Source organism: Streptococcus infantis (assembly GCF_047463635.1).
Taxonomy (GTDB): domain Bacteria; phylum Bacillota; class Bacilli; order Lactobacillales; family Streptococcaceae; genus Streptococcus; species Streptococcus infantis_W.
Genome location: NZ_JASHDL010000001.1, coordinates 294,987 through 307,099, shown reverse-complemented (window position 1 = coordinate 307,099; position 12,113 = coordinate 294,987). Strand labels below are relative to the sequence as shown.

At 39.3% G+C, this 12,113-nt stretch carries 15 protein-coding genes; 9 read left to right on the top strand and 6 right to left on the bottom strand.

All coding sequences use genetic code 11. The annotated features are described in order from the left end of the window. The first annotated feature begins 15 nt into the window (after nt 1–15). The 5 genes from QM867_RS01490 (at nt 16) to QM867_RS01470 (ending at nt 3,136) form a co-directional block, all read left to right on the top strand. A complete protein-coding gene (locus QM867_RS01490) occupies nt 16–1,131 on the top strand; it encodes a cysteine desulfurase family protein (RefSeq protein ID WP_414314985.1) in 1,116 nt (371 codons plus the stop codon). 4 nt (nt 1,132–1,135) lie between these two features. Beyond that, on the top strand, nt 1,136–1,483 hold the full coding sequence (locus QM867_RS01485; RefSeq protein ID WP_075230512.1) for a DUF1831 domain-containing protein: 348 nt from the start codon (nt 1,136–1,138) through the stop codon (nt 1,481–1,483). Between the two features lie 9 nt (nt 1,484–1,492). Next, entirely contained in the window at nt 1,493–1,708 is a 216-nt protein-coding gene (locus tag QM867_RS01480) for a DUF4649 family protein (RefSeq protein ID WP_070460469.1), read from the top strand. 81 nt (nt 1,709–1,789) lie between these two features. Beyond that, on the top strand, nt 1,790–2,431 hold the full coding sequence (locus tag QM867_RS01475) for a redox-sensing transcriptional repressor Rex (RefSeq protein ID WP_075231364.1): 642 nt from the start codon (nt 1,790–1,792) through the stop codon (nt 2,429–2,431). 15 nt (nt 2,432–2,446) lie between these two features. Beyond that, complete coding sequence (locus QM867_RS01470; RefSeq protein ID WP_075231365.1) at nt 2,447–3,136, top strand: gamma-glutamyl-gamma-aminobutyrate hydrolase family protein; 690 nt, start codon at nt 2,447–2,449, stop codon at nt 3,134–3,136. A gap of 23 nt (nt 3,137–3,159) precedes the next feature. On the opposite strand, the gene radC is transcribed toward QM867_RS01470, so the two are convergent. Together radC and QM867_RS01460 are read right to left on the bottom strand one after the other, a co-directional pair. Next, nucleotides 3,160–3,840 carry a RadC family protein gene (radC, locus tag QM867_RS01465; RefSeq protein ID WP_075231366.1) on the bottom strand — a complete coding sequence of 227 codons (681 nt, stop codon included), beginning with the start codon at nt 3,838–3,840 and terminating at the stop codon, nt 3,160–3,162. Between the two features lie 63 nt (nt 3,841–3,903). Continuing rightward, complete coding sequence (locus tag QM867_RS01460) at nt 3,904–5,184, bottom strand: O-acetylhomoserine aminocarboxypropyltransferase/cysteine synthase family protein (RefSeq protein WP_075231398.1); 1,281 nt, start codon at nt 5,182–5,184, stop codon at nt 3,904–3,906. A gap of 210 nt (nt 5,185–5,394) precedes the next feature. Here QM867_RS01460 and QM867_RS01455 point away from each other — a divergent pair, with 210 nt between their 5' ends. Next, nucleotides 5,395–6,090 (top strand): VIT family protein, encoded by a 696-nt coding sequence (locus QM867_RS01455; protein ID WP_414314984.1) that lies wholly within the window; start codon nt 5,395–5,397, stop codon nt 6,088–6,090. A 212-nt stretch (nt 6,091–6,302) separates the two neighbouring features. On the opposite strand, the gene QM867_RS01450 is transcribed toward QM867_RS01455, so the two are convergent. The 3 genes from QM867_RS01450 to QM867_RS01440 are packed head-to-tail and all read right to left on the bottom strand — an operon-like array spanning nt 6,303 to nt 9,200. Further along, nucleotides 6,303–6,575 carry a PspC domain-containing protein gene (locus QM867_RS01450; RefSeq protein ID WP_371607755.1) on the bottom strand — a complete coding sequence of 91 codons (273 nt, stop codon included), beginning with the start codon at nt 6,573–6,575 and terminating at the stop codon, nt 6,303–6,305. Nucleotides 6,576–6,634: 59 nt separating this feature from the next. Continuing rightward, nucleotides 6,635–7,084 (bottom strand): SprT family protein, encoded by a 450-nt coding sequence (locus QM867_RS01445; RefSeq protein WP_281335595.1) that lies wholly within the window; start codon nt 7,082–7,084, stop codon nt 6,635–6,637. Beyond that, on the bottom strand, nt 7,071–9,200 hold the full coding sequence (locus QM867_RS01440; RefSeq protein WP_371607756.1) for a Tex family protein: 2,130 nt from the start codon (nt 9,198–9,200) through the stop codon (nt 7,071–7,073). Before QM867_RS01440 ends, QM867_RS01445 begins: the two co-directional genes overlap by 14 nt. A 155-nt stretch (nt 9,201–9,355) precedes the next feature. On the opposite strand from QM867_RS01440, the gene QM867_RS01435 reads away from it, so the two are divergent. The 3 genes from QM867_RS01435 to QM867_RS01425 are packed head-to-tail and all read left to right on the top strand — an operon-like array spanning nt 9,356 to nt 11,205. Continuing rightward, complete coding sequence (locus tag QM867_RS01435) at nt 9,356–9,487, top strand: SPJ_0845 family protein (protein ID WP_000268695.1); 132 nt, start codon at nt 9,356–9,358, stop codon at nt 9,485–9,487. Further along, the gene (locus QM867_RS01430; protein WP_414314983.1) at nt 9,488–10,393 is read left to right on the top strand and encodes a permease; all 906 of its coding nucleotides are present in this window, start codon (nt 9,488–9,490) and stop codon (nt 10,391–10,393) included. Then, complete coding sequence (locus QM867_RS01425; RefSeq protein ID WP_414314982.1) at nt 10,390–11,205, top strand: TIGR03943 family putative permease subunit; 816 nt, start codon at nt 10,390–10,392, stop codon at nt 11,203–11,205. The genes QM867_RS01430 and QM867_RS01425 overlap by 4 nt, the downstream gene beginning before the upstream one ends. A 30-nt stretch (nt 11,206–11,235) precedes the next feature. Here QM867_RS01425 and aguB read toward each other — a convergent pair whose 3' ends face one another. Then, nucleotides 11,236–12,111 (bottom strand): N-carbamoylputrescine amidase, encoded by an 876-nt coding sequence (gene aguB / locus QM867_RS01420; RefSeq protein WP_248034269.1) that lies wholly within the window; start codon nt 12,109–12,111, stop codon nt 11,236–11,238. Between the last annotated feature and the right edge of the window lie 2 nt (nt 12,112–12,113).

Below are 12,113 nucleotides of genomic sequence, written 5' to 3'. Positions count from 1 at the left end.
AAATTAGGTGAGTTTTTGATTTATTTGGATAATGCTGCAACGACTCCTATGTCTTCAGTAGCTATCTCAGCAATGACTCAAGTCATGCAAGAAACTTATGGCAACCCTTCTAGTATTCATGGACATGGGCGCCAAGCAGGTAAACTATTACGAGAAGCTCGTCAAGAACTAGCAAGTTTACTAGGAACAAAGCCACAACATATATTCTTTACCACTGGTGGTACTGAAAGCAATAATACTGCTATCATCGGCTACTGCCTTCGCCATCAAAATCGTGGAAAGCACATTATCACTACTGCGATTGAGCACCATGCTGTTCTAGAACCCATCAAATACTTGGTTGAAAATTTCGGTTTGGAAGTGACTATTTTACAGCCTGAAAATCAAGAAATTACTGCAGACCAGGTCAAAAATGCACTGCGTGAAGATACCATTCTTGTTTCTACTATGTTTGCAAACAATGAAACTGGTACACTTTTACCTATTGCTGAAATTGGGGAAGTTCTAAAAAATCATCCAGCCGTCTATCATGTCGATGCGGTTCAGGCAGTTGGTAAATTAGAGATTCTTCCCGAAAAATTGGGAATTGATTTTCTTAGCGCTTCTGCACACAAATTTTATGGTCCAAAAGGAGTTGGTTTTCTCTATGCTGCATCTACAGATTTTGACTCCTACCTTCATGGTGGTGATCAAGAGCAGAAAAAAAGAGCAGGAACAGAAAATCTTCCTGCCATTGTGGGAATGGTAGCAGCTCTAAAGGATGATCTTGAAAACCAAGCACAAAACTTTGAAAAGGTTCAAAAACTAAAAGAAACATTCTTAAAGGAAATGGCTGACACAGACTATTACCTCAATCAAGGAAATGACCAGCTACCTTATGTCCTTAATATTGGATTCCCAGGTCAACGTAATGATCTACTACTCCTTCGTCTAGATCTTGAAGGTATTTCTATTTCAACTGGCTCTGCTTGTACTGCAGGTGTCGTTCAGGTTAGTCATGTTCTTCAGGCTTTCTACGGTGAAGACTCTCCTCGCTTACACGAATCCGTTCGCGTCAGCATTTCACCTCAAAATACAGAGCAAGAAATAATCACTCTCGCACAAACTCTAAAAGAAATCATTGGAGGTTAACTCAATGGCATTCGAAAAAACCATTAGTCTTAAAAATTGCCGTTATAATTACACACTTAGCCCAACCGTCAAAAAGTTCACTCTAAAAGATAACACTTTTTTTGAAACTAAGGTTGGTAACTATGAACTAACGCGTCTTCTTGAAAAAGTTCCAAATAGTGGGGAAGGTTTCCAACTTAAGATTATCATCAACAAAGACTTAACAGGTGCAAAAATCAACATCACTGATAAATTTGGTCTACGTTTAGTCGATATCTTTAAGTCAGAAGAAACTCATATCCACCAAGAGAAATTTTACTTCTTGATGGATAGTCTTGTTGAACGTGATGTATTTACTAAAAGCGAAAGATAGAAGGCAATCATGTTTCGATTAACTTACAAAGATACCTATCAAGTCGATCGCGTTTTAGAATACGAAGATTATGAAGCACTCATGCTATCACTTTCAGGCTGTGTGACTCTTCCAGATACTACTGTCATTACTTCTCTGACCTATAATGGAAAAGAAATCTATCAGGGGCTTCTGGGAAATCTCTATCGTTTTCTATCTCACTATGATTTTACGAAGATAAGCTAAGATTTTTCTTAGTTTTTTCTTATTTTTGTTGATTTTTTCACAATCTTTCTATAAAATAGTATTTAGAAAGGTTGTGATTTTGTGAAAGAAAAACAGTCTGCTATTCCAAAAGCAACAGCAAAGAGACTTTCTCTTTATTATCGTATCTTTAAAAGATTTCATGCAGAAAAGATTGAAAGAGCCAACTCAAAACAAATTGCCGAGGCCATTGGTATTGATTCTGCTACCGTTAGACGAGATTTTTCCTACTTTGGTGAACTTGGTCGCCGTGGATTTGGCTACGATGTCAAAAAACTAATGACGTTTTTTGCTGATCTTCTAAATGATAATTCTATTACAAATGTTATGTTGGTGGGTATTGGTAATATGGGGCACGCTCTCCTTCACTACCGTTTCCACGAACGAAACAAAATGAAAATCATTATGGCTTTTGATTTGGATGATCATCCTGAGGTTGGGACAAAAACTCCCGATGGAATCCCAATTTATGGAATTTCCCAAATCAAGGAGAAAATAAAAAATGCAGATGTTAAAACTGCAATCTTAACTGTTCCGAGTGTCAAATCACAAGAAGTAGCTAATCTTCTTGTTGAAGCAGGTATTAAAGGAATTTTAAGCTTTTCACCCGTTCATCTCCAACTACCAAAAGATGTGGTAGCTCAGTATGTGGATTTAACTAGTGAATTGCAAACTCTCCTCTATTTCATGAGAAAAGAGGATTAGAAAGCGTAAGCATTTATGAAAAAACCAGTTATTGGGATTACAGGAAACGAAAAAGCTCATCCTGATGATGAGCTGATGATGAGCTATGCTGCGAAGGGCTTTGTTGAAGGAGTCAAGGAAGCTGGGGGAATTCCCATTATCCTACCAATTGGTGATCAAGAAATGGCCAGTTACTACATTAGCTTGATTGATAAACTCATTTTAACTGGTGGACAAAATGTCGATCCAAAGTTCTATGGTGAATCTAAAACGATCGATAGCGATGACTACCACCTTCAACGCGATTTTTTTGAGTTGGCACTCATTGAAGAAGCAATCAAACAAAAGAAACCAATTTTTTCTGTTTGTCGAGGCACCCAGCTCTTTAATGTGGCTATGGGAGGAACTCTTTATCAAGATATTGAAGACCATTGGCAGGATACTTCAGCCGAGTATACAACTCAACGTTTAGTCACCGAGCCTGATACTATTCTTCGAGAAATCTATGGAGAAATCTCTCATATCAACTCTTTCCACCATCAGAGTATTAAGGACCTAGCTCCAAATCTCAAGGTTGTAGCTCATGATCCTAAAGATGGAATTATCGAGGCTGTTACAACAACGGATGGTTTCCCTTACCTCGGTGTTCAATGGCATCCTGAATTTCTCTTTGAAAATCGCCCCAAAGATAAAACACTTTTCGACTATGTCGTCAATGAATTGTAAAACCTGTATCATATACAGGTTTTTTACACCAGATCCGTCTTCTCACGGTAACTAAAATAATCGGAGTGTGAGACGATAAGATGATCCAATAAGACCAACCCCATTAATTCACAGGCTTCTTTGACAAGCTTCGTAACATGGTCATCATTTCTACTTGGCATGACAGCACCAGAAGGGTGATTGTGAACCAGTATCACAGATGTTGCCATATGCTTTAAAGCATAGTGGAGAATTTCCCGTGGTTCAGCAATACTTCTAGTAGCTGAGCCGATAAAAATGGTTTGCTGATGAATGATTTGATTTTGAGTATTAAGATAGAGCGCCACCAGGTGCTCTTGTTTTTTATCTCCCAGTTCAGCTTGCATCTTTTTAGCCAACCTTTGACTACTGAGAATACTCTCTGCCTCCATGGTTTCTTGCTTATGAATACGATGGCCCAGTTCAATCATGGCTTGCAACTCAATAGCTTTCACTCTACCAATACCTGATAATCCCTGTAGTTCTTGTAGGGTCATTTTTTTCAAATCAGTTAAGCAACTTAATTGATTCAATACTTTTTGAGCGATTTCAAAAACAGTCGATTGACGAGTTCCTGTTCTGAGTAAAATAGCTAGTAATTCCTGATTGCTCAGAGCTCCCACTCCTTCTGTCACCAGCCGTTCTCTTGGCAAGAGTGAATCTTCTTGAAATGAAATACTATACATAAAAATCCTCCTCACTTTATTATTCGTGAGAAGGATCTTAAACCAGATAAATTTTATATATTTTTAAATATTTTCAAGAGCAAGACGCAAATCTTCAATCAAATCATCAACATTTTCAAGACCAATTGATAGACGAATTTGATTTTTAGTTACCCCTGCTGCTTCTAAATCTGAGTCAGACAACTGGGCATGAGTTGTAGTTGCTGGATGAACGACCAATGATTTTGCATCTGCCACATTGGCTAGGTTTGAAAAGATTTCCAAGTTGTCAATCACCTTACGTGCTTCTGCTTCTCCACCTTTAACATGGAAGGTAAAGATTGAACCAACACCTTTTGGTAAATATTTCTCTGCTAAGGTATGGTAAGGGCTATCAGCTAATTTTGGATAATTAACTTTTTCAACCTTTGGATGGTTCACAAGGAAATCAACGATTTTCTCAGCGTTTTGAACATGGCGTTCTACACGGAGAGAAAGTGTTTCAAGGCCTTGCAAGAGCAAGAATGAGTTAAATGGTGAAAGGGCAGCTCCCATATCGCGAAGCAGTTGAACACGAGCAGCAACGATAAAAGCTGCAGCACCAACATCACGAGTATAGCTGATATTGTGGTAGCTTGGATCTTCTTCGACTAATTGAGGGAATTTCCCTGAAGCAGTCCAGTCAAACTTCCCACTATCAACGATAACACCACCGATTGTTGTACCATGACCACCGATAAACTTAGTAGCCGAGTGGACTGCGATATCTACACCGTGAGAAAAGACATTGATCAGATATGGTGTTGCAAAGGTATTGTCTGCAACCAAAGGAATCTGATGTTTATGAGCAATTTCAGCAATTTTTTCGATATCAGGAATGTTGATGACTGGATTTCCCAAGGTTTCAATCAAAACAAGTTTGGTATTGTCTTTAATCGCTGCTTCTACCTCTTCTAGATTATCGATATCAACAAAAGTTGTGGTGATTCCGTAACGAGGAAGGGTTTCTTTCAATAGGTTAAAAGTACCACCGTAGATAGTTGAAGCTGCAACAACATGGTCACCTGCGTGAGCAAGTCCAAGAATAGTATAAGTAAGAGCTGCCATCCCAGATGCTGTGGCAAGAGCACCAACACCACCTTCAAGAGCTGCAATACGCTCTTCAAAGGATGAAGTTGTTGGGTTAGTAATACGAGTATAGATATTCCCAGCTTTCTGAAGTGCAAAAAGTTCTGCTCCTTCTTGTGTATCTTCAAATACAAAAGATGTTGTTTGGTAAATGGGTACAGCACGAGATTTGGTAGTAGCATCTACAACTTGTCCTGCATGCAATTGTAGGGTTTCAAATTTAAATTCACGAGTCATCATCAGACCTCCAAAGATTTCATTAGGTTCATTGTATCACCTATTTCACTAGGTTACAAATACAACTTTGTTATATCTTGGCATAAGCAATAGCTATGGCTACTTCTAATTACTTTGTCTTAAATTAGAATTGTAGAATTTTTTTCAGATAGTTTAAAAAGTTTGTATTCACTTCCTCTTTACTTTATAATGGACAGGAAGGAGAAAACTATGTCAGAAATTACACATGAAATTGATGCAAACTTTGCTGGCCGTTTAAATATTTTACGTGCTGGTGTTCTTGGAGCTAATGACGGGATTATTTCCATCGCTGGAGTCGTTATCGGTGTTGCCAGTGCAACCAGTAATATCTGGATAATCTTTCTCTCAGGTTTAGCCGCAATCCTTGCTGGTGCCTTTTCTATGGCTGGAGGTGAATATGTCTCTGTATCAACTCAAAAAGACACTGAAGAAGCCGCTGTAGCGCGTGAACAATTACTTTTGGATAAGGATACCGAAGCTGCAAAAAAATCCCTCTATGCAGCTTATCTTCAAAATGGTGAGTGTGAAACATCTGCTCAACTACTAACCAACAAAGCATTTCTTAAAAATCCTCTCAAGGCTTTGGTTGAGGAAAAATACGGAATCGAGTACGAAGAATTTACTAATCCTTGGCATGCTGCTGCATCTAGCTTTATTGCCTTCGTACTTGGTAGCCTACCACCAATGCTTTCGATTATTATTTTCCCAAGCGAATACAGAATTCCTGCTACTGTCTTTATCGTTGCGATTTCTCTATTGATTACAGGTTACACCAGTGCAAGACTCGGGAAAGCCCCAACCAAAACAGCTATGATTCGTAACCTTTGTATCGGTCTTTTAACCATGGGAATGACTTATCTATTGGGTCAATTGTTTAGTATTTAAAAAAGAGAGTGGGACAGAAATCAGTAATTCGTTAGAATTCGATTTCGTCGTCCCACCTCCGCACAGTTGAGTAGGGCTGTAAAAGCTGATGAAATCAGCGTAGTAAAGCCCACTCAACCACTGCGTCTTGCTCGGCAATCCAAAGACAATTGAGAGGCTAGGACTTTCGTCCCAGCCTCTTTTACTATCAAAATATAGACAGTTAATTTGATTTACCAAAACCAACCTTCGTCATCATTGATAGGTTTGGCTTCTTTGATCTTGCGTGGGCCTGTTCCATACATTTCAGCTTCGATATCTTCCTTTGTTGGTAGGATAGAAGCTAAGATAATGTAGATAATAATTCCGAGTCCAAAGTTTGCGATTGTAAAGATTGCAAAAAGGAAACGAACTAGGGTTACATCAAGATTCCACTTATCAGATAGACCTGCAAGAACACCTGATATCATGCGATTTCTTCTCATTTTATAAAATTTTGTATTCATAATTTATTCCTCTTTCGGATTTCTTAATCTTAGTATAGCACTAAGCTAGATTTGCTACATCAGTCCTTAGGCCGATTTAACAAGAGGAGCTTTCCACGACAGAGACCACAACGATAACGCTTGGTATCGATTTTTCGCTTTCTTTGATAGATTTGGTGACAAGTCTGACAAGTATAGACTAAGCTTGGCTTTTGATTGGCACTTGATAAGGGAGGAACAAAGCGGAGACCATCGACCTCTTTTAGAAGTTGCTTAAAGGCTAAATCCTTATGCTGATAGCCCTTGCCTTCAAAGTAAAGATGGTAATGACAGAGCTCATGACGAACAATTTTACGAAAAACCTCTAAACCAAGTTCTTGATATACTTTGGGATTGAAATCCAAATGACCATCCTTAGGGAAAAATCGCCCACCTGTCGACCGTAGACGAGTATTCCATTGAGCTTGGTGTTTGAAAGGTTTTCCAAAATCTTCTATAGAAACCTGTTTAACGTAATCAGTTAGATTCATTTGGTGCAAGAAGCGACAGATTCACTTTTTCGCGGTCAGCGTCGATTTTTTTCACCCAAACGGTTACCAAATCGCCGACTGATACTACTTGACTTGGATGTTTGATAAATTTCTTACTCATGTGAGAAATATGAATGAGACCATCCTCATGGATACCGATATCAACAAAGGCACCGAAGTCAACGACGTTGCGCACAACTCCTTCAAGTTTTTGCCCAACTTGTAAGTCTTTGATATCCAAGACATCCTGACGAAGGACTGGAGCATCAAAGGAATCACGGAAATCACGTCCTGGTTTGAGAAGGTCAGCGATAATGTCTTTAAGTGTTTCTTGACCGAGTTCTAGCTCTTGAGCCATTTCCTTGATTGAAACGGATTTTAGCTTGGCTTGCGCTTCTTCATTTAGGTCTTTAATATCTAAGCGTTTGAAGAGTTCCTTGACCGCTGCATAGTTTTCTGGGTGAACACCAGTATTGTCAAGGATGTTGCTGCTTTCAGGAATACGAAGGAAACCAGCAGCCTGCTCAAAGGCCTTAGCACCTAGTCGAGGAACTTTCTTGATTTGGGCTCGTGAAGTGATTTTTCCTTCTTCCTCACGGTACTTAACGATATTTTCAGAGATGGTTTTGTTTAGTCCTGCAACATGTGAAAGTAGGGCTGGACTAGCTGTATTGATATTGACACCAACTTGGTTAACAACTGTATCCACCACGAAATCAAGACTTTCAGATAGTTTTTTCTGACTAACATCGTGCTGATACTGGCCAACACCGATGGATTTAGGGTCAATTTTAACCAATTCAGCAAGGGGATCTTGCAAGCGACGAGCGATTGAGATTGCCGAACGTTTTTCAACGGTTAGTTCTGGAAACTCCTGACGGGCAAGTTCACTAGCTGAGTAGACAGACGCACCACTCTCATTGACAATGACATAGCTAACTTCTGGAAACTCTTTCAGAAGTTCTGCCACAAAGGCTTCACTCTCACGACTAGCAGTTCCATTTCCGATAGCGATAATTTCAACACCGTATTGGCCAATCAAATCTGCCAAATCACGCTTAGCTTCTTCAATCTGACGAGCTGAAGCTGGTTTGACTGGATAAATGACTTGTGTCGTCAACATTTTCCCAGTCGCATCAACGACCGCAAGCTTGGCACCTGTACGAAAAGCAGGGTCAAAACCAAGAACCACGCGCCCTTTAAGAGGTGCTACCAGAAGAAGATTACGGAGGTTTTCTGAGAAGAGTTGAATAGCTCCTTCTTCTGCCTTCTCTGTTAACTCTGTACGGATACGACGCTCGATAGTTGGCAGTACCTTCTTCTTAACAGATTGCTGAATAACTTCTTCAATATAGGCATTTTTAACCTTAAAACGAGCAGCAAAGAAGGCTTGAATACGTTCAACCGCATGCTCAAAACCAATCTTCAAGATGCCTAACTTCTCACCACGATTAAGGGCAAGAGTACGATATCCCTGCATGTTAGGAACCGTCTCTGAGAAATCGTAATAAATCTGAAAGACTTGCTTTTCATCTAGAGTTTCGTCTTTAAGTTGAGATGTAATTTTAGAATGTCTAAGAACTTCTTGATAAGTCATCGAACGCAAGTTGACATCCTCAGAGAGAGCTTCAACCAAAATATCAACTGCACCTGCTAAAGCATCTTGTGGAGTCTCGAATCCTTCACAGACAAATGCTTCTGCTTCTTTTTCTAGGTCAGAAACATTTTGTAAGATTAAGCGAGCAAGAGGGAAAAGCCCCGCCTCACGCGCAATCGTTGCCTTGGTGCGACGTTTTTCCTTATAGGGAAGATAGAGCTCTTCAACGTCTGCGAGTTTTTCAGCAGCTAAGATGGCTTCTTCTAACTCTTTGGTCAACTTACCTTGCTCTTTGATTTTTGACAAAACAGCTTCCTTACGGTCATTGAGGTTGGTAAGACTTTTATCAAGGTCGATAATAGCTTTGATAGCCACCTCATCCAAACTACCAGTCATGTCTTTCCGATAACGAGCGATAAAGGGAATGGTTGCTCCTTCTGCTGTCAAAGACAAGACCGTATCAATTTGCTTTAAGGTTACACCCAAATCTTGGGAAATTTTTTCATATTTTTTATCCATGAATCTATTATACCATAAGGAAGAAAGCTTGTTTTCCTTAATTTGTTGCTTTATTTCAACTTTATAAAGAGAAAAGCAATGTTTGTTTTAAAATCCAACTATTTCCCAGAAATAATAGTATAATAGAGGAAACAATAAGAATTGAGGTATGCCCAATGGCTGTTAAATTTACAAAAACTGATGACTTAGATAAGATGTTCGAAGAGTTCGCTAAACTTCCAGATTTGAAGCAAGTGACTTTCCCAGATGACAAAGAAAAGAAAGATAAGGCAGAAAAGAAAAAATAGATGACTATCTTTCAATCTCTACCCTCTAGTCTTTTACAAGCTGGCGCTATTTTTCTATCAATTATCATTGAAGCTTTACCCTTTGTCTTAATTGGTAGCATCATCTCTGGTGCCATTGAAGTCTATGTGACTCCTGAGAAGGTCTATAAATTTCTCCCTAAAAACCGCCTAGGGAGAATCTTTTTTGGTAGCTTCATCGGTTTTCTATTTCCCTCTTGTGAGTGTGGAATTGTTCCGATCATCAATCGTTTCTTGGAGAAGAAGGTTCCAAGCTATACAGCTGTTCCCTTTCTAGTAACAGCTCCTATCATCAATCCCATCGTACTCTTTGCGACCTATTCGGCCTTTGGTAACTCATTTAAAATGGTGTTACTACGTGCTTTGGGCTCTATTCTCGTTGCTACTATATTGGGTATTTTTCTTGGATTTTTCTGGGAAGAACCCATTCAGAAGGAAAATAGGCTGGCTTGTCATGAGCATAATTTTTCTCACTTGACTAAAAGTCAAAAATTGCTTCAAGTCTTTATCCAAGCTATTGATGAATTCTTTGATATGGGGCGTTACTTGGTCTTTGGCTGTCTTTTTGCCAGCATAGTTCAGGTCTATGTACCAACTCGGGTTCTGACATCTATCAGCGCAACACCACTACTTGCGATTGTTCTTCTGATGGTCTTATCCTTCCTACTATCTCTCTGTAGTGAAGCGGATGCCTTTATCGGATCTTCTCTTCTATCAAGTTTTGGCTTTGCTCCAGTGCTTGCCTTTCTAGTTATAGGTCCCATGCTTGATGTCAAGAACCTACTCATGATGAAGAATTATCTCAAAACTCGCTTTATTTGGCAATTCATGACAATTGTAACACTTGTTGTTCTTGTCTATTCTTATCTAGTTGGGGTGATGTTATGATTCGATTTCTTATTCTATTTAGCTATTTTATCTTAACCCTTTATCTTCACCAATCAGGTAAGCTCAATCAGTATATAAACCTCCACTACTCATATCTGGCTTATATTACTATGTTTTTATCTTTGTTACTAGCCATTGCTCAAGCCTATATTTGCTTCAAGCGTTTGAAAGAACATAGTCACTTACATAGTTTTTCAGCCAAGCTTGCTAGTTTTGTCCTCTTAAGTTTACCCTTGTTAGTTGGATTTACATTTCCAACTGTCGCTCTAGATTCGCAAACAGTATCGGCCAAAGGATATTATTTCCCTTTGTCGGAAGGAACTGATAAGGCAATCCAAGCAAGTGAAGGTACTAGCAGTCAGTATCTTAAACCAGATACGAGTAGGTTTTATTCACATACAGCTTATATAGACACTGTTCGTAAGAGTGCTGATAAATACTTAGCCCAATCAAGCATTGTCATCACCGATGAGAATTACTTGGAAATTATGGAAGTTATCTACGATTTTCCAAATGAATTTGAAGGTAAGGAGATCGAGTTTACTGGCTTTGTCTACAATGATCCCAATTACTCTAATAGTCAATTTGTCTTTCGTTTTGGTATCATGCACTGTATCGCTGATTCAGGAGTTTTTGGACTTTTGACTACAGGAAACACTAATCAGTATGAAAATAACACTTGGGTGAGAGTCAAAGGTAAGATTAGCAATCGCTATCACAAGGAACTCAACCAAGTCCTCCCAACCCTTGAAGTTCAATCCTTTGTAAAAGTCGATAAACCAGAGAATCCTTATGTTTATAAAGAATTTTAAAAAGTAGCCTGAGTGGGCTACTTTTTGTTATTATCTGACAATATCTTTATACATATCTGGTCTTCTGTCTCTAAACAAGCCCCAGTTTAGGCGTTCATTTGCTCCTTTGTTGAGGTCATAAGTTGTTAAGAGGATGGCTTCGCCTTGTCGTTCTGCTTGGGTCAAGATAGCTCCTGTTTCGTCGGTCATAAAGGATGAACCGTAGAAGTTAAGGATAGAACTTTGCCCTCCATTTTCCTCGCAAGGTTGAACTTCTTCTACGCCATAACGATTAGCCGCAATAACTGGGACGATATTTGCTGCAGCGTGTCCCTGCATGGTGCGTTGCCAATGACCACAACTATCTGTATCCAAAATAGGCTCCGAACCGATTGCTGTTGGGTAAAAGAGTAATTCTGCGCCATTTAAGGCAAGACAACGGGCAGTTTCAGGGAACCACTGGTCCCAGCAGATCCCAATACCAATCTTGGCATAGCGAGTATCCCAAACTTTAAAACCAGTATTTCCAGGAGTAAAGAAGAATTTTTCTTGATAATAATGGTCATCTGGTATATGCGTCTTCCGATAAACGCCTAGTACTTCTCCATCTGCATCAATGATAGCAATAGAATTGTACAAAACATTACCATCCTTTTCGTAGAAACTGATTGGTAAAACGACTTTTAGCTCCTTAGCAATCACCTTAAAATGCTGAATAGCAGTATTTTCTGTCACCGACTGGGCATACTGGTAGTAGTCATACTGACGTTCCTGACAGAAATAGGGACGTTCAAACAACTCAGGCAAGAGAATAATTTGCGCCCCTTGCTCAGTAGCTTGACGTACTAAACGTTCGGCTGTTTGGATATTCGTATCCACATCCTTAGCGCATTGCATTTGAATAGCTGCAACCGTTACATTTCTCATCT